This window comes from Acinetobacter sp. A22 (genome assembly GCF_030913345.1).
GTDB classification, from domain to species: domain Bacteria; phylum Pseudomonadota; class Gammaproteobacteria; order Pseudomonadales; family Moraxellaceae; genus Acinetobacter; species Acinetobacter junii.
Genome location: NZ_CP133162.1, coordinates 1,131,290 through 1,149,906 on the forward strand (window position 1 = coordinate 1,131,290; position 18,617 = coordinate 1,149,906).

An 18,617-nucleotide genomic window follows, 5' to 3' on the forward strand; every position below is an offset into this window, starting at 1 on the left:
GTTAATCAGTCGGCTTTTCGTGCTATATTCGTAGACAAAATAACCTCTTCTTTTGATTAAATTTGTGACAGCAATGAATACTCTACAGTCAAATCCAGTTTCTCAGCCAGATATCGACGACGTTAACATTAAAAGCATTCAAACTTTAATTACCCCTGCGGAACTGAAAGCTGATCTTCCTTTATCTGCGGCTGCGTCGCAAACTGTATTACAAGGACGTGCAACTGTACGTAATATTTTAGATGGTAAAGACAAGCGCTTGTTTGTCGTTATTGGCCCTTGTTCGATCCACGATCCTAAAGCTGCAAATGAGTATGCTGATCGCTTGAAAGAGCTAAGTGAAAAAGTAAAAGATACGCTTTATTTAGTTATGCGTGTTTATTTTGAAAAACCACGTACAACAGTAGGTTGGAAAGGTTTAATTAATGACCCTGATATGAATGACTCTTTCAATATTGAAAAAGGGTTACATATTGGTCGTGGTCTTTTACTAGAATTAAATGAAAAAGGTTTGCCTTGTGCAACTGAAGCACTTGATCCGAACTCACCTCAGTACTACCAAGATTTAATTTCTTGGTCAGCGATTGGTGCTCGTACAACAGAAAGTCAAACACACCGTGAAATGTCTTCTGGATTATCTTCACCTGTTGGCTTTAAAAATGGTACAGATGGCGGTTTAACAGTTGCAACGAATGCAATGCAATCAGTAAAACACGGTCATAGCTTCTTAGGCTTAAATGAAAACGGTCAAGTTGCAATTATTAATACTAAGGGCAATCCTTACGCACACGTAGTTTTACGTGGTGGTAACGGTAAGCCAAATTATGATGCAACTTCTGTTGCTGAAGCTGAAGCTGCTTTAGCAAAAGCTAAAGTAAGCAATAAAATCATGATCGATACCAGTCATGCTAACTCAAACAAAGATCCATACTTACAACCTTTAGTTCTTAAAAACATCACAGAGCAAATTCTTGATGGTAATAAGTCAATCGTAGGCATCATGGTTGAAAGTCATTTGAAAGGTGGTCGTCAAGATATTCCTGAAAACTTATGTGATCTTGTTTATGGTCAATCAGTAACTGATGGCTGCATCGACTGGGAAACAACAGAAAAAGCACTATTAGAGATGCATGAAGCGTTAAAAGACGTTTTACCAAATCGTTAATAAATAGTTGATATAAAAAACAGACTCTTATGAGTCTGTTTTTTTTACGTAAAAAGCTCGATAAATCCCAAATAATGTGATCTTGAATACTGATTCATCTGTTTAAGATATGTTTTGTAGTGCAAAGTTTTTTTAACTATACTGCTGCCACATTTCCACTGTGTCGTATCATTGATATGAAGTCCAGTTTCCGTCAACATTTGCTAAAGTGGCGTGCCTGTCTTGGCGCGATAACTTTGCTTTGTTTACTCTGGCATATTTTCTTACCCACGATGGTTCATAGTGGCGTTGTACCTGCACTGTATGCAATGCCGAGTCACTGCCAAGTTACAAATATTCAAAATAGCTTAATAGATTCAGATAGCCATTCAAGTCATCACCATCATGCTATGCACGATAAAACTCAGCATGAACAACATCTTCAACATATAGAACACAATCAACTTAGTGATCATGCTAAAGAAGTTTTTGCGCTTGCAAGCAAGATCATGAAGCATTGTCCTTTATGTACTTATGGTGTTGACGCTGCTGCAATTGTTCCTTTTATTGCAATTATTTTTGTATTTTTATTGGCTTGGTTTACTCGTGTACAATGCCTATGCTATGCGTGGACAGAAGATCTGCATATACCACGTATCTACTATATTTTCCCAATTAAACAAGCACCTCCACTCGCTCTATAAAACGCAATTCCGTAAATATCGTATCCAGTGAGAACTGCGGTACCGCCTTGTTTATTGCTTTTTTATAGAGTTTGATATGAATACTCAATTTCGTTTGTCAGTATTAGCTGCTGCGTGCCTTTCTGTTACTTACAGTTCAATTGCTTTAGCTGAAACTTCATCAAAAGATGAAACCGAAACCTTAGCGACGATTGTCGTCACTGCAAGCCGTGAGGGAGAATCGATTAGCAATACTCCTGCTGCAATTAGCAAAATCAGCAAGCAAGATATAGAAGATAAACATGCAACATTTATTGGTCAGTTAGTGAATCAAACACCTGGTGTTTTGATGAATGACTTGGGTAATGAGCAGCACATGATGTCTATACGCCAACCAATCACGACTGCGGCTGTTTATCAGTATTTAGAAGATGGTATATCTGTGCGTCCTGTAGGTGTTTTTAACCATAATGCACTGTATGAAGTAAATTTGGCTGGGATTGATAGTATTGAAATTCTGCGTGGTCCAGCGAGTAGCTTATATGGAAGTAATGCAATTGGCGGCACGATTAACTTTCTTACAAAAGCTCCTAGTTTAAATCCAACAGCTGAGCTAGGTTTAAGTGCTAGTTCTGAAGGTTATCGCCGTCTAGACCTAGGTGCATCCAATACCTTTGATACCGAATTTGGGGAGCATGGTCTAAGAATATCAGGCTATGCCAGTGAGCGTGGTGATAGCTGGCAAGATCATGCTGAAAGTAATAAGCAAAGTATAACTATAAGACATGATTGGCGCATATCAGATGCCACCCAAATTAAAAATATCGTCAATTATAATCATCTCAAAGCAGATATGACGGGTAGTTTAAATGCTGATGATTTCAGTAAACGATCTGGTTACAGTTATCAAACCTTTACTTATCGTGAAGTTGATGCAACAAGACTTTCATCTCAATTGAACCACAGTTGGAATGATCAAAACCAAAGTCAAGCGACACTGTATTATCGTGATAACACCACTGAACAGAATCCAAGTTATAACATCCGTACTGATGTTAAGAATGGCAAATCTACTGGAACATATACTGGCCAAACTACATATAACGCCTTTAAGTCTTATGGTTTAAATTTACAACATTCCATTAATTTTCACCCTGTGAAATTAATTGTTGGTGCGATGTCGGAGTATTCGCCGAACCAAGCAAAAACCAATGATATTGAGGTGTTTCGCGATCCTCAAACACGTGTTTATACAGGGTTTAAACAACGCCAATTACTGCGTGATTTTTTAATGTGGATGTGAATAATCAAGCAATTTACACACAAGCAAATTGGCAAGCATTACCAAACTTAAATTTAGTCGGTGGAGCTCGCTATGACTGGATTAGTTATGACTTTGACAATAAGCTTACCCCTTCTAAAGTGACAGGTGCGCCAGATGAAAAACGTAATTTCCATAAAGCCAGCCCACAACTCGGTTTTGAACCGTACCGGGTTTGTCGGAGACTTTTTTATTTAAGTTAAGCCACCTGACCTAACGGGTTAATCTTATCATAGTACATTGCTTCAAACTCAAAAGGCGATACATAACCCAGTGCACTGTGTACACGCTTTTTATTGAACCAATCTACCCAGTTTAGTGTCGCAAGTTGTACATCTGCTAAACCTTGCCAATCTGCTTTTAAATATTCAATCACCTCTGTTTTGTATAAGCCATTCACCGTTTCAGCCAGAGCATTATCGTATGAATCACCCGTTGTACCGACTGATGCTCGTAAATTTGCTGCTTCTAAACGATTGGTATAGCGAATGGAAAGATATTGCACACCTCTGTCGGAATGATGAATCACATTCTTTGGCATGCCTCGATCATGCAATGCTTGCTCTAATGCATCAAGCACCATATCTGTATTCATCCGTGTAGATACTTTCCATCCAACAATTGCTCGTGAGAACACATCAATAACAAATGCGGTATATACCCAGCCTGAATGAGTTTGAATATACGTAAAGTCACCCACCCATAGTTGGTTTGGATGATCAGCATTAAAATTACGTTTCACTAAATCATCTGCCCGTTTTTGGTCATCTCGGTTACGGGTGGTTTGTTTATTCTTACCACGCCAAACACCTTGTATACCTAGCTTTTGCATCAATCTAGCAACTGTACAACGTGCAATAACATAACCCTCACGTTTCAATTTTTGCCAAACTTTACGTACACCATATCGACCTGAACTTTCTTTCCAAATTCGTTTAATTTGTTCAGCATGATACTCATCATGTAGATCTCGTTTCGCTCGATGTTCTGGATTTTCAGTGAGATCTAAAGTTCGGTAATAGGTTGAAGGTGCAATCGGTAAAATTCTACAAATCGCTTCAACACCATATCGATCTTTATTGTTATGGATAAAATCCACCATTATTTGTGTGGGCGGTCGAGCTCCGCCTGGGCGAAAAAAGCGGCTGCTTTGCGTAGAATTTCATTGGCACGTTTTAATTCTTTAATTTCACGTTCCATTTGCTTCATTTTTTCTTGGTCAGATATCTGTTGTACTTTGGCAGGATTTAGTTGATCCAGATGCTTTAAATACCAAACACGCAATGTTTCAGGAGTACAACCGATTTTAGGAGCAATAGCTGTGATTGCTGCCCAAGTAGAAGGATAATCTTTTTCAGATTCAATTAGTAATTGAACCGCTCTTTCTCTAATTTCGGGGGTATAGTTTGGTTTTGTCATCGGGATAGTCTCTCAGAATATTGACTCTCCGACAAACCCGGTACGGTTCAGTTTTGTTTGGAATATTACGCCTGAATTAGATCTTTACAGCAATTGGTCACAAGGCTTTGTTCCACCTGAAGTGAGTAGCCTTTATGGAGCAAATTTAGTAACGCCTGATCTCAAAGAAGCCACCTTTGATAACGTTGATCTAGGTTTGCGTTTCAAGTTATTGGATGATCGCTTAGATGGCGAAATTACCTTGTATCGTCTAGAGGGTAAAGATGAAGTGCTTAGCTTTACTAAACCAGACAACACACGTGAACCTCGCAATGCTGGAAAAACCTTACATCAAGGTATCGAAATTGGTGGAACATGGAAACTCAGCGAACAATATGACCAGCGTTTAAAACTGTCAGGCAGTATCGCAAAACATGAATATAAGCAATTTCAACCCTCACTAACACTCGACTATAGCGGCAATACGATGCCTAGCTCGCCAAAAAGCTTTGGAACAGTTGAGTATCAGATTAAACCTATACCAGAACTATTACTTTCAGTCGAAGGTATATATGTGGGTTCATACTGGATAAATGATGCCAATACAGAAAAGTATGATGGACATTCGATTTTAAACCTACGTGCAAATTATCGTAAAAATTCCTATGAGGTTTATGGGCAAATTCTCAATGCTGCTGATGTGCATTATGCAGAAAGTACCTCTTTTAGTAATAACCAAGCCAGTTATACACCTGCTGCACCACGTACTTATTTATTAGGTTTACGTTATCATTTTGGGAAATAAGTCATGAATGCCAACCAATTGAAAAAGCTACTAAAGTTTCATCGTGGCTTTGGAATGGTACTTGGCATTCTCGTTTTGATGTGGTCTTTAACTGGTGTGTTGCATCCAATTATGAGTGCAACCCAACCACAACCTGCAAAACGTATGCCTCCATCCCAACAGCTTGATTTGAGGGATGGATTGTCCGTTCCTCAAATCTTAGAAATGCAGAAAATTACCGAATTTTCTGCACTACAAGTGATTGAACTTAATAAAGATCTTATCGCTTATCGAGTTTTAAGACCTAATCAAAATATTGCTGAATATTTTGATCGTCATACTGGGCAACTTATTGAAGATGCCGAATTAAAAGATGCAAAACGTCTTGCAGTTTGGTACACCAGCTTAAGCCAACAACAGATTATTTCTGCTGAACTAGTGACTCAATTTAGCGATGATTATCCAAGCGTCAATCGTTTATTACCTGTTTGGCGTGTAGATTTTGATACTGGTTTAAGAGCTTATGTCGATCCAGCACAATCTCGATTAGCAACGATTTCCAATGATCAGAAAATGTGGATGGCACGGATCTTCCGCTTAGGACATAGATGGACTTGGGGAGATCAACCGTGGACAGGACAAAGTTTCTTGATGCAAATTGCTTTAATTAGCATTCTTACTTTGACCTTGATGGGTATAGGATTATTTTTCAAAATACACAATCGTAAAAATCATCGTTTAAGTGAAAAGCCAATTCGATTTTTTCATCGTTATCTGGGCATCAGTTTAAGTGTTTTTATCTTGTTATGGATGTTTAGTGGTTTTTATCATGTTTGGCATAAAAAATCTGAACTTGTGAATATTCAGCCCATCTTCCATACGCAAGATTTAAACCCTGAAGCATGGCAATTGGCAGTTCAACGCCCAATTCAGCGACTCAATCTTGTACCGATTGCTTTTAATCAAAATCAAGCTCATGCAGGCTGGATGATTCAATTGACTGGGAAACCTCAGTTACAAGGGAGCATGACCGCAGCGAAAGAATATGATCACCATCATCATGCAAAAGATGCCGCACCAGCCATTGAGTTAATCGATGCAAAACATGCTAGAAAATTGAATCCTCTTGAGCAGAGCAAATATTTGGCAGCGTTTTATTTAAACTTACCTTTAAAACATTTTACTCAAAGTTCGTGGATAACTCGTTTTGGCGGTGAATATGGTTTTATCAATAAACGTTTACCTGTAATCAAAGTTGATACTAATTTGAATGATCAGCTTAGACTTTATATAGAACCAAGTAGTGGTGTCATTGCGGCGCAAGTAAATCAGCAAGATGCCTTAGAGGGATTTAGTTTTGCTTATTTGCACAAATGGACATGGTTACCGATAGATAAAACGTTTAGAGACATTCTGTTGGGAACAATTGCGGGACTGATTGCAGTATTAGTTATCTTGGGAAGTGTATTGGCAACTCGAAAACGTTAAAGCGGAATTGATCCTTCTTATTTGAGGAGGATCAATCCTATAAAAATTCACTTAGATATAAAAGGAAGCAATGACAAAAGTTAGTATTAAACCTGTCTCACTCAACTCAATGGTAGCACCCACCGTATCGCCAGTGATACCACCGATTCGCTTAATAAACAAAATTCTTAAGTAAACCAATATCAATAAAAAGCTGATTAAAGCAACTAATCCCATCCATTTAAATGCACAAAGTAATGCTAATGTAATGACAAAAACCATCCATGCTAGTGTTTTAGGAATAGAATCCGTTATTGACCGCCCTAATCCATTTGCTCGAACATATCGTGTTGTGAGAAATAAAAATAAAGGAACACTGCGACCCAGCATGGGTATTAAGATTAAAAATGCAGAGAGCCGTTGTTCTAGCAAGACATATAAAGCTGAAAACTTCATCAAGCAAACAATAACTAAACTTAGAACACCGATAGGACCACAACTTGGGTCTTTCATGATTTTTAAGGTCCGTTCCCGATCACCAAAACCACCTACCCAAGCATCTGCTGTATCCGCTAGACCATCTAAATGAAGTCCACCAGTAAGCCAAATCCAAATCACTAAAATAATGATTGCAACAAGAATAATCGGTAATTTTACGAGAAGGATTGAAAGTCCAAATAGAATTAATCCTATTAGCAACCCTACAAGTGGATAAAAAAGTACAGATTGACCATTTTGCTTTGCAGTTGGTATCTGTTTTAGTTCGATGGGTAAAACAGTCAAGAATTGCAAAGCGATCCAAAATGGTGTCATTCTTTGATTTCCTCAAAACTGAGACTATCGTTTTTATACATTTTTACTGAATACAGTTGCCCAAGCTCAGCAGACATTATTAATAAATCATTGAGATGTTTATGTCGTGCTAAACAAGTGAGTAATTTAATCACACCACCATGCGTAACAACTAATGCTCTATTCCATTGGTGTATTTTCATTTGAGTGTGGATTTCATCAAAGCCAACTTGAACACGCTGTAAAAATTGCTCTAAAGACTCACCATTTGGTGCATGGTATTTTATTGGAAATTGCCAAAAATTTGCCAATAACTCGGGCTCATTTTCATAAATGCTTTGAGTCGAAATACCTTCCCAATCACCAAAATACATTTCTTTGATATGCATATTTAATTGCAAAGGTATTTCGAGTTGCTCTGCTAAATTGATTGCAAAGGCATGACAACGCTGTAAAGGTGAACTAAAAATAACATCCCAATTAGTACCTCCAGCGACATATTGCTGTATGGTCGATTGCATCTGCAACCAACCATTTTCTGTTAGTTCATCATCAGTATGCCCACGTAAAGTATGGCTTAAAGTTGTTTCACCATGTCGCAGTAAATCAAGGCGCAACTTTATCTCCTGTCACTGCAGCTTCGGCAAAGGTTGCCATTTGATTATGTAAAACACATGCCAATTGCAGCACTGACAATGCTGCGCCTGCACCACTTCCTTCACCCAATCTTAGATTCATTTTTAGAATTGGCTGCGCTTTTAATTCTTTAAGAATACGAACATGACCATATTCTGCTGATAGATGTCCAAATAGCATCCAGTCACGACAACTCGGCTGTATGCGAACAGCACATAATGCTGCAACGGAACTAATGAAACCATCCACCACAATAGGCAAACCAATTTGAGCACAACGTAAATATGCTCCTGTCATGGCAGCAATCTCTAAACCACCCACGGCAGCTAGAATTTTCAAAGCATCATTCTCAACACTGGATTGATGGAGTTCAATTGCCTGATTGATGACTGCAATTTTATGTTGTAATTGTTGATTATTAATTCCCGTTCCAACACCTGTTAGTTGTGCTGCATCTTCATTCAACAACATACATGCGATGGCTGAAGCTGAACAAGTATTGCCTATCCCCATTTCTCCAGCGATAAAGATATCAGCCTGTTCTGACTGAGCTAACTCCACACTAGTTTTACCTAATGCTAATGCAGCAAAACATTCTTGTTCAGTCATTGCAACGTGTTGAGCAAAGTTGGCTGTTCCTGCACGAATACAATGTCGCTCTACACCGACATAATCATAGGGATCGCCTACCGTTCCACAGTCAATCACTTGTAACTGTGCCTGATGATGTTTTGCAATAACACTGATTGCTGCACCGCCAGACGCGAAATTTTGAAGCATTTGACGTGTCACGGCTTGAGGATAAGCTGAGATACTTTCTTCAACTACACCATGGTCACCTGCGAAAATCGTGATCCAAGGTTTTTGAATTTGGGGATGAACTGTACCCTGTAAACTTGCTAGCTGAATCGCAAGCTGTTCTAACTCTCCTAAAGCCCCTGTTGGTTTAGTGAGTTGTTGTTGTCGTTGTTCGGCTAGATGTTTTGCTTCCAGATCAATTTGTTTTGCCGATTCTGTGTACCAAGCATTTTGTTCAGTCATGTTAATTCTCATCTTTTAAAATCATTGGAAAGCCTGCAACACAAAACATCACTTTATGAGCAAGCTGTCCTAATGCTTGGTGCAATCGACCAGCTTCATCCACAAATCGACGGCTAATTTCACCCATCGGCACGACGCCTAGCCCTGTTTCATTACTGACTAAAATAATTTCAGATTTAAGTTTGGGTAATATTTCTAATAACTTGTCTGTCTGTTGTTGCTGCAAATCTTGATCTTCAGCTAACAAAAGATTGGTCAACCATAAAGTAAGGCAATCAACTAAAATGATTTGATGTTCTTGATCTAGTTTTAATAATTGATCTGCCAGAAAAATAGGCTCTTCACAAAGTTGCCATTGCTTAGGTCTTTGTTGCTGATGATGTTGAATTCTTTGCTGCATTTCATCATCTAAAGCTTGCGCCGTGGCGACATAAATCACAGGGATTCCACGCTGCTGAGCTATATTTTCAGCCAATCGGCTCTTACCCGAACGTGCACCACCCAAAATTAATTGCAACATATTAACCTAATACCATTTGATGATAAGGATATAGTAATCCTTGTAAAATCTGAGCCTTATAATAACCGAAAGTTAATTGATTCACTTGAATTTTAATCCTTTTAGCTTCAAAGCTTTTTATTCGCTCTAAAACAAGATCACTACTCCATGCATCGCTATAAAGTCCAATCGTAATATGTGGACAATATTGCAGTGCCGCTATTTCATTCGAGACAAGTGCAAGCTGAGAACGGATTTTTTCTAAAATTTTTTCTCGATCGATGATTTGAATAAATAAAGCACTACTAAAACTATCGATCGTTGTGAGTTCTAATTCAAAGGGTTCAAGTTGTAATTGATTGATAGATTTTAGATGTTGTAAGAATTGTTCATGTGAAAAATCATCATTGTATTGAGAAAGATGGGTATTTAGAAAACCGCACACGAATAACGTAATGTGATACTGACGTTGATTCGACCTAATAAGGAAATCTGAGAAATGTATTTTGATCGCATCTAAATATTCAACTAACTCTGGTTGATCAATTTCGATATACCACAAAGCATAATCTGTCCGACCATGATGCCATTCTGGATAGTTGCGAATTTCAGTTTTTACGAGTTGGGTAGATGTTTGTAATAACACAACGACAATAACGCTCTGACAGTTGTGTTATTCAAACATAATTTACTGGCAAGATTAAATAATTTTAAAATCATTTAGGCTGTTTCAAACTCGGCATTTTTAACACAAAAAGATTGCCCTAGCTCTGAAATCTTTAATTCAGTCGAGATTGATGTATAAATCAACTCAAACAAATCTTTCTTTTCATGCTCAGTAATATCCATTTGCTCGATAGCGTTTTGTAAATGCGTAATCACTTCATCAACAGGAATTTCTAAAAGCTTAACCGCATATACATAACCCGAAACAGCACCTTGTAATAAGTACTTATATGGCAATTGTTGCACGATATGATTTTCAATACTGCCGAGTACGCGTTCGTTGTAACCCAGTTTTCTCAATGGATCACGAGCAACACGCTCACATGGATCTTTATAAGCAGAACGGCATGAGCTCATAAAACTTTCAGCCATGCGATCAAGTTGTTTGGCTTGATTCGGAACGATATTTACCAATCCAGCTTTCACCTCACTCACCAATTGCTCAGCAAATTTCTTGATCTTGTGATCTGCTAAAGCAATTCCAATCATTTCATGATCAATAAGACGCGCCTGCCAAGCGATCATGGCATGGCAGCCATTCCAGAGGCGATTTTTAATGATTTGAATATCTGAGATTTGATCAACTAAGATCATTTGGCGCATTTTATTTAACAGCGGACTTCGATTTTCAACATAGATCGGCATATCTGTTTCGCTATGGAATAAAATTAAATCCATATTTTGTAAAAACTGCCCCGCTTGGAACTGTTCGCGCATTTCCACTAATGATTGGCTGAGCTGACGTTCCTGTTTTTCAGTTAATGCTGTTTCATCTGATAACTCAATCGTTTCTTCATTTAAATCAGCTTGATACTGTTTAAATAAACGATGCTTAATATTGAGTTGGCGATACAAAGCCTGATCACTCAATTTTGAGACCATACGATTGACCACCGTATCACAGAAATAATGCTCACTTAGAATATGCTCAGCAACATCTTCATCCGTGATCTCAAGCAAAGCTTCACGAATATATTTGAGCACCAAATATTTCGCACAGACCTTGTTTAAAATAATTAGAAAAGTGATTGGTTCATGATTATTCAAGTCTTGTGACATGAAACGAGCCAATAAACCTTTGGCAATTATTTTTGATTCAGATGCTATCGCATGTTCAGGCAAACATAACGCTATAAGACTAGATTGCGCGTACATTTCAAGCATCTGTTTGTCATTATCAGCATCAATAACGGTCAAGTTATCAATTCGTTCATCAAAAGATGATTGCCCATATCGAATACTGTAGCTACCAAAACTGTTCACTGATTCCAAATACAATTTATTTCGCGTGGAAGCCAAAATACGTTTTGGACGCGTATATCCATCCCAATGCGAAAGGATTTGAGCAATATACCCACCGCCAATTGCACCAAAACCATGAATCCCAACGGTTAATTGATTCAAACTTTGCGGAAATGGTTCTTGTAGTTGTGGCATATCCATTTCAGGAATGTACTGATCTAAAGCATTTAAATATTCATACAGATCCTGATAATAAAAATTTGCTTTCGCTAACATGCGATCATTTGGTTCTTTAATATCTTTAAATAAAATCGTAATACCACCTGATTCATGAGCCGAACAGATTCCATTTTCTGAATCTTCAAACATCAAACACTGACTTGGTTGTAAATTTAATTTTTGCGCAGCCGTAATAAAGATTTCTGGATGAGGTTTACCCTTTTCGACTTCATCCCCACACACTAACAGATCAAAAAATTTATAAACATTGGCATTAATTAAGTATTCTTCTGCTATCGCACGTCGACTAGATGTCGCAACTGCCATTCTTAAACCTGATTTGCGTAAGCGCTCTAAAACTTGAATTAAACCTTTTTTGATTGGAACACCATTGTGACGCACAGATTCCAACTCAAGCTCATCAGCACGTTTTCTAATTGCTTGATATGGAACATCTTCCCCATAAAATTTCTTTGCAAGTTGCTCTGCAGTTTTTGCGCTCAGACCTAAGCACTGCATTAAATATTCATCTGAAAATTCCTGTCCAATAAGCTCTTCTGAAGCTTGTTTCAATGTTTCAAAGCGTAATCGCTCTGTATCAAACATTGTTCCATCCATATCAAAAAGTGCCCCTTGAACAGGAAAATCATGAAAAATCAACATCTTTACTCCTCTTATATTGTTTTACTTCTAATAGGCTAACCCAGAAATGAGCTTAAATTTCGACCGTTAAATAAATGAAATAAATTTGATCAATAAATAATCAAACAGCCATCTATGTTTACGTCCTAAGATGTAGTTATGTAAGTTTCCTTGCTTTTTAAAAGAATATATGAGTGATTTTTGATCATATTAAGCGTTTAATCTTCGACAAAAGAACTCATTTCTTCTTCCTTTCTGACTAAAACCCACCCTATACATATCCCGACTAATATCATTAAAGCGAATAAAAAATAGAAAGGTAGATTTTGATCAAATTGATATAAATAAGTGCTAACTAGAGGACCAAAAATCAAACCAAAAGCTTGAGTTGCAGTGCAATATCCTGCCATTTTAACTTGAGAATCTTGTGTAACTGCTTGTGCTGCCCCTGTTGTAAATGCAGGTAATAAGCAAGCGACTGAAATACCATAGAAAATATAACTAGCTTGAAATACCACAATACTTTGTGCATAAAGAGATAGTAGCAACCCAAAGCACATGGTCAAAATGCCGATTAATACAAGACTATGTAGTTGTAGCTTAATCATTTTTACAATCAGCAACTGTGTCACCACCAGACAGATACCAACAACAACCATACATTGAGAGAAATACACTGCGCTTTGCTGACTACTCAGAAAGAATTTATCTTGGATATAAAATCCAGCAGTCATGTTTAATGTCACGATTGCAACATAAGTAGAAAAACCTAAAACCAACCAAATCAAACTTTGCTTGATAATATTTTGCTGATTCAAAACTGTATTTGAACTTTGTTCTGATGTCTTATCTGCATCTGATCTTATATCAGCCGTTTTCTTAAAAAACATAATGAGTGCCAAACTGACTAATGCCAGTAAAGCAACCGCGAACCACATCGGAAATAATAGTCCACCATACAATAATAACGAAGTCGCCAAAGGTCCGACAATCATACCAAAGCTGTTCATCGCACCAAACAATGCCATATTCTTGCTACGAGTCGTTGTTTCAGCTGATTCTGTCATGACATAACTTTGTAGACCGATTTGTGGCATTGCCATAAAAATGCCAGTCGAAGCACGACTTAAAACCAACAAAATGAAAATCAATACTGAAGGCAAAATCGCCTCTAAGCCCAAAGCCAGTATAAAAGTAAAAAGCGCCCATGTTACGGTCATTCCCATAAAACCATAATTCACTAGATTTTGTGGAGATTGATTACTTTTATTTTTAGCAACCCATATTGAAGCGATCGCCATACAGATCGCTCCTGCTGAAACGATCACTCCACCTTGGAATTCGGATAAATGTAGCTGTCGAGTCAAAGGTGCCAGTAAAGGAAGAATCATGGAAAAACACGTTCCATTGATTAACGCAGCCAAAGCTAAAAATTTTAAATGATTGTTCATCATGGAATTCATCAAAAGAAAAGGCATCTAAAAGATGCCTTTTGGATAAGATTAGTACTTGAGAGTATAGCTCAAACCATAGGTACGACCTTGAGCAGCCAAGCTCGAAATATCGCCGTAAACCGTTGAAACTGCTTGGCTATAAACAGACTTATAGTCAGTATTCCACACGTTATATACACCAAAACCTAAAGTCCCTGGACCTGCTTTTGCATTGGCAATCACATCCATCACTGCAAAACCTTTGATTTCTGCTGGTGGACGAGTACTACCATTCGCAATCGCATCTTTACGTGCTTCATCCGTACCATCAATAGCCAAAGCTTGTACTCTTAAGCCTAAACCATCATTGAATTGCCAGTCGGAATAAACCGTTGCTTTCAAAGGTGCTACACGAATTGCATCTAACTCTTGCCATTTTCCATTTGTATTTTTAAATTGACCACGTGTATAAGCTAAAGTACCACCGACATTCCATGCATCAGTCACCGCATACTTCACATTGCCTTCTAGGCCATAAACACGTTCATCGGTATCAATCACTTCGATTGCAAAGTTTGGTGGACCAAATTTCAAAGATTTATCCGACTTGTTATAGAACGCCGTAAGCCCTGTGGTTAACGCATTGTCTTGTAGACGCCAACCTAGCTCAAAACTATTCACTTTAATTGGATCAATGGTTTGATTGCTTACAACAAAGTTTGCTGGAACGTCTCTGAGCATACGTTGTACGTCTGGTAAGTTTGCACCTTGAGAGAAATTGGAAAAGACTTGTTGAGCATCTGTTAAATGATAAACTGCGCCTAAGTTAAATAAAGTTGCATCATGCTTGACCGAACCACCATTTAAAGTTTTAGGACTATATCCTGAGACGAAGTCTGCAACCATCGCTTCAGAATAAGGAACAGAATCCTGCACTTGGCTATCAATTCGTTCATGGCGCACGCCTGCTTGTAGGTTTAAGTGATCAGTGACTTCAAATTGACTCTGTAAGAAGAAACCAAGCTTCTCAGTATCTACATCTGGACCAAAATCATAATTATTTAAAGGCTTAAACTTTAGACCATTACTACTGATAAAAGTATTTAGATCATAAAGTTGTGCTGTTTGTTTGCCATTTTCCTTATCGTAATCCACACCATAAGTTAGATTTAATGCACGTTCTGCCAGATTGAGCTTACTTTGAAGTGCTAAACGAGCACCAAAAACATCAATATCTGTTTCTGATTGGGTAACAATAAATGTTCTTCCACCTGGAATGGATGCATGTGCTAAAGCATTTGCACTTGGGAAGAATCGCCCTTTTTCAGTACGATAATAGGCCTCTGCATTTAAAGTCTGACCAAGAAAATCCTGATTTTCATATTGTGCATTTACTGCACTGCGCTTAGTACGTGGTTGAGTATCAAGCTCTAAAACTTTTACAGCTTTTTGACTAGGTTTTGCCCCTAGAAGTAAAACAGATAAGCCTGGACCATAATCAGCGCCATATTCACTGTCCTGCTCATCATTATAGTATTGCGCACCGATACTTAATTTTTGCTTATCTGCCAACTGCCAGCTTAAACGACCATTCACATCTACAGTTTCAGTATCTTGACGATCTGTTTGTGCAACTTCTGGACCTACACGATCACCTCGACTATCTTGAATTTCACCTCGTTGTGTATAGCTAGCACCTATAAAACCACTCCAATCCCCTTGGTTAAATGATGCAGACTGAAACGCTTCATAAGCTAAAGCATCACTTTTGAAATTATCACCTGAAGTAACGCCGAGTTTGGTTTCAAAATTTACACCATCACCCGAACCTCTTTTGGTGATGATATTGATGATCCCACCTGTAGCACCTGCACCATAAATACTACTTGCACCTGACACGACTTCAACACGTTCGATCATGTCTGGGCTAATGCTATTTAATTGGCGTGAACTATCGCGTGAGCCCGTTTGCGGAACACCATCAATCATATATTGCACTGTACGACCACGCATGGTCATCCCATAGTTACTGGTCGTACCTGAACTTGGTGTTAAAGATGGAACTAACAAACCTAAAATATCGGCGGTACTTTTCCCAGCAGCAGCTTGTTTTGCAATGTCTTCTTGGCTAATACTGTAAACAGTTCCCGCAATCTCAGCGATACTTTGAGCTGAGCGAGTTGCTGTCATAACAATTGGTGCCAGTTGAGTTGGCTTCTCAGCCTCAACCGTTGTACTTTGATTTACGGTTGAAGTCTGCTCGACATTTTGAGCATAAAGTTGCGTACTGATCGCCAAGCTGAGCAGTGTTAATGATGTCGAAAGTGAACGAACTTTCATAAATGACCCCTAGATGAGTTGTTGCGTTTGTTTTGCTTTGCGAATAAGCAGTTGACTAAGCAACACGCTTAAAACGGATGAAACTGCGAGAATGAGATAGAAGTTTCCATAACCAAATGCTTTGGCTAAGAAACCTGAGACTGCACCGCCAATGAAATAAACCAATAGTTCGAAGCAAACTAAAATCGTAAAATCAGTACCAGCTTGTTCTTTGGAGCTGGTCTGCATGAAATGTGCATATAAGGCTGTCATTGCGATATAGCGGATGGCAAGAATGACAATGACAAAGCCACCAAGAAGTAAATGCCATTGATTCAACCAACTGAGTAAAACGGCTACACCCAACAAGGCGTAAACCAAACTGCGTGCCCAACCAGCCCAAATCAGCAATTGTGTTGCGGCTATTTTTTTTAATAAAAATGCAGCTGAAACAGCGGCTAATAATCCAATCCCTGCACCTATTACAGACATCAGCACGCCGATTTGTGACAACGACCATTTCTGATCAATCAGCATCGGATTCAGCATCGCCATAGCTGGTGCTTCGACAATTCGATAACATACGATCAAGGCTAATGCCCATAACATTTCTGGACGTTTAAATGCACGGATCAAACTTGGCTGCTGTTTTGAGATTTTCTCTGCATTTGATTTTTCTTTAATTTGGAAAATAGCCAACATCGTCAATGCTGTCATAGCGGCTAAGGAAATCAGTGCAGTTTGCCAACCATAAAGCTCATACAGCCATAAAGTTGCTGCTCCACCCACCATACTACCGAGCGCAACGCCGATGCTTTGTGCCATGCTTCCTAAGCGATATTCAGACTCTGAAAAGGTTTCGACGGTATAGCCATCAATTGCGATATCTTGAGTTGCAGCAAAAGTTGAAATCCATAAACCGACAATAACAAATACACCAAGACCGTAATCGAATTGGGTAAGTGCCAAAGCAACGACCCCCAACACCAAAGCTATTTGCGTAAACAAAAGCCAAGTTTTACGTTTACCGAGTTTTTTGAAATAAAAACGATCAATTAGTGGTGCCCAAAAAAACTTGAATGCCCAAGGAATATAGAGCAGCGACAACATGCCAATCCAACGTAAATCTACGCCTTGATGACGCAGAATCGCAGGTAAGGCCACATTATAAAAATAAAGTGGTAAGGCATGCGCGAGATATAAAACCACCACGAGACTCAGGCTCAAGGCTGAGACTTTCTGAATATTTAATGAATTTTGATTCATAAATACCTCTGCAAAGCCCATTGTGTGGCTTCAGCTTTATCTACGCTCACAAAATATGGAACATGCCAAGCTTTGTGCAGAGCTGGTGTATCCAATCGAATACGATCATCTTCATCTTGAGCAATACGAGCAAAACCCAAGCAATATTGGTAAAAATCTTGTTTATATTGCTTATACCATTTGCCTTGGATTGCTCTATATTCTTCAGGAAATTCAGTATTCACATTGGTTTGCATGATCAACACGAAATTTTGCTTATGTTCGAAATAGTGCTGAATCCGTGCTAACCATTGTTCAAATTCTGCAACAGAGACATTCGCCGCAAAGCGCATGTCTAAGATATGCATTTCATTGATATATAAGCTCATGTAACACTCAGGAGTTTGGCTGGCTGATTAGCTAGCTGTTGTTGTGATGTTTGGTAATAATCCCCAAACTTGTTATAGAAAGTTTCTCTGAAGCAGTAGTACAACATCGCTGTTTTTTCGGGCATCGGTATTAAACGTTGGCTTTCATAACAAAGCTCTGCCACCACTGCTGCATATGGTTTAACGGTATGATCTGGCTCACCCACAATTTTTTTAGCTTTTGAATGTTCAAAAATGTAAAAACTGAGTAAACGAATGGTTGGGCGCAAGAAGCCTTTGCCAAACACGGATTTGTCACCAAACAGGAGATGCCAACCGAGATCATTGTCATCACCATCGTAATAACGGCCTAAACGATCTCGTTTACCCTCATAAATTTCGGTATAGCCCACATCTTTGCCATCAATTCCAACGATTAATAAACGGTGATGGTCATCTGCTAACATTTTGTCGAAGTAAACTTGTAACTCTAGTTCCGATTTATTTAACTGCCACTGAGGAATTACATGTGGCTCATGCATCCATTGATGTAATAAAGGGATATCCTGAGGATATTGCACTTGGCGTAAGTAGTACTGTGTACCATCTTCAAAGTATTCAAAATAATCTGGTAATTGCTGAGAGATTGTTTTCATAT

At 38.5% G+C, this 18,617-nt stretch carries 15 protein-coding genes, 2 pseudogenes and 1 other annotated feature; of the genes and pseudogenes, 5 read left to right on the top strand and 12 right to left on the bottom strand.

Annotated elements, in window-relative coordinates; genetic code table 11:
* The first annotated feature begins 73 nt into the window (after positions 1–73).
* The 3 genes and pseudogenes from Q9Q86_RS05665 to Q9Q86_RS05675 form a co-directional block, all read left to right on the top strand.
* Positions 74–1,165, top strand: coding sequence for a 3-deoxy-7-phosphoheptulonate synthase (locus Q9Q86_RS05665; protein WP_004915740.1), 1,092 nt, complete (start codon positions 74–76; stop codon positions 1,163–1,165).
* 176 nt (positions 1,166–1,341) lie between these two features.
* A complete protein-coding gene (locus Q9Q86_RS05670; RefSeq protein WP_112987524.1) occupies positions 1,342–1,848 on the top strand; it encodes a hypothetical protein in 507 nt (168 codons plus the stop codon).
* Positions 1,849–1,924: 76 nt separating this feature from the next.
* Positions 1,925–3,309, top strand: a pseudogene (locus Q9Q86_RS05675) (TonB-dependent receptor); the annotation flags it as partial.
* Between the two features lie 38 nt (positions 3,310–3,347).
* Here Q9Q86_RS05675 and Q9Q86_RS05680 read toward each other — a convergent pair.
* Positions 3,348–4,567, bottom strand: a protein-coding gene (locus tag Q9Q86_RS05680; RefSeq protein WP_096902497.1) for an IS3-like element ISAba19 family transposase whose coding sequence is annotated in 2 segments (ribosomal slippage) — positions 3,348–4,291 and positions 4,291–4,567 — 1,221 coding nt in all. Because the reading frame shifts where the segments join, the coding sequence is not laid out codon by codon here.
* Positions 4,176–4,292, bottom strand: a sequence feature (AL1L pseudoknot). (Overlaps the previous gene by 117 nt.)
* A 43-nt stretch (positions 4,568–4,610) precedes the next feature.
* Between Q9Q86_RS05680 and Q9Q86_RS05685 the strand changes: the two are divergent.
* Together Q9Q86_RS05685 and Q9Q86_RS05690 are read left to right on the top strand one after the other, a co-directional pair.
* A pseudogene (locus tag Q9Q86_RS05685) lies at positions 4,611–5,351 on the top strand (TonB-dependent receptor domain-containing protein); the annotation flags it as partial.
* Positions 5,352–5,354: 3 nt separating this feature from the next.
* Positions 5,355–6,818, top strand: coding sequence for a PepSY domain-containing protein (locus Q9Q86_RS05690; RefSeq protein WP_112987502.1), 1,464 nt, complete (start codon positions 5,355–5,357; stop codon positions 6,816–6,818).
* Between the two features lie 51 nt (positions 6,819–6,869).
* Here Q9Q86_RS05690 and Q9Q86_RS05695 read toward each other — a convergent pair whose 3' ends face one another.
* From Q9Q86_RS05695 to acbD, 11 genes are all read right to left on the bottom strand, one after another.
* Positions 6,870–7,610 (bottom strand): adenosylcobinamide-GDP ribazoletransferase, encoded by a 741-nt coding sequence (locus Q9Q86_RS05695; protein WP_112987501.1) that lies wholly within the window; start codon positions 7,608–7,610, stop codon positions 6,870–6,872.
* Entirely contained in the window at positions 7,607–8,206 is a 600-nt protein-coding gene (locus tag Q9Q86_RS05700; protein ID WP_112987500.1) for a histidine phosphatase family protein, read from the bottom strand. Before Q9Q86_RS05700 ends, Q9Q86_RS05695 begins: the two co-directional genes overlap by 4 nt.
* Entirely contained in the window at positions 8,196–9,266 is a 1,071-nt protein-coding gene (gene cobT / locus Q9Q86_RS05705) for a nicotinate-nucleotide--dimethylbenzimidazole phosphoribosyltransferase (protein WP_112987499.1), read from the bottom strand. Before cobT ends, Q9Q86_RS05700 begins: the two co-directional genes overlap by 11 nt.
* 1 nt (position 9,267) lies before the next feature.
* Positions 9,268–9,786 (bottom strand): bifunctional adenosylcobinamide kinase/adenosylcobinamide-phosphate guanylyltransferase, encoded by a 519-nt coding sequence (gene cobU / locus Q9Q86_RS05710; RefSeq protein WP_112987498.1) that lies wholly within the window; start codon positions 9,784–9,786, stop codon positions 9,268–9,270.
* A gap of 1 nt (position 9,787) precedes the next feature.
* Positions 9,788–10,411 carry a 2'-5' RNA ligase family protein gene (locus tag Q9Q86_RS05715; RefSeq protein ID WP_112987497.1) on the bottom strand — a complete coding sequence of 208 codons (624 nt, stop codon included), beginning with the start codon at positions 10,409–10,411 and terminating at the stop codon, positions 9,788–9,790.
* Positions 10,412–10,485: 74 nt separating this feature from the next.
* The gene (gene mtlD / locus Q9Q86_RS05720; protein ID WP_112987496.1) at positions 10,486–12,615 is read right to left on the bottom strand and encodes a bifunctional mannitol-1-phosphate dehydrogenase/phosphatase; all 2,130 of its coding nucleotides are present in this window, start codon (positions 12,613–12,615) and stop codon (positions 10,486–10,488) included.
* Positions 12,616–12,812: 197 nt separating this feature from the next.
* Positions 12,813–14,072: an MFS transporter gene (locus tag Q9Q86_RS05725; RefSeq protein WP_112987495.1), complete on the bottom strand. Its 1,260-nt coding sequence runs from the start codon at positions 14,070–14,072 to the stop codon at positions 12,813–12,815.
* A gap of 24 nt (positions 14,073–14,096) precedes the next feature.
* Complete coding sequence (locus Q9Q86_RS05730; protein ID WP_112987494.1) at positions 14,097–16,367, bottom strand: TonB-dependent receptor; 2,271 nt, start codon at positions 16,365–16,367, stop codon at positions 14,097–14,099.
* Between the two features lie 9 nt (positions 16,368–16,376).
* Entirely contained in the window at positions 16,377–17,612 is a 1,236-nt protein-coding gene (locus tag Q9Q86_RS05735) for an MFS transporter (protein ID WP_112987493.1), read from the bottom strand.
* Positions 17,609–17,980 carry a hypothetical protein gene (locus Q9Q86_RS05740; protein ID WP_112987492.1) on the bottom strand — a complete coding sequence of 124 codons (372 nt, stop codon included), beginning with the start codon at positions 17,978–17,980 and terminating at the stop codon, positions 17,609–17,611. Before Q9Q86_RS05740 ends, Q9Q86_RS05735 begins: the two co-directional genes overlap by 4 nt.
* Positions 17,977–18,615, bottom strand: a complete 639-nt coding sequence (gene acbD, locus Q9Q86_RS05745) for an acinetoferrin biosynthesis acetyltransferase AcbD (protein WP_004814638.1) — start codon at positions 18,613–18,615, stop codon at positions 17,977–17,979. The genes Q9Q86_RS05740 and acbD overlap by 4 nt, the downstream gene beginning before the upstream one ends.
* Positions 18,616–18,617 lie beyond the last annotated feature (2 nt).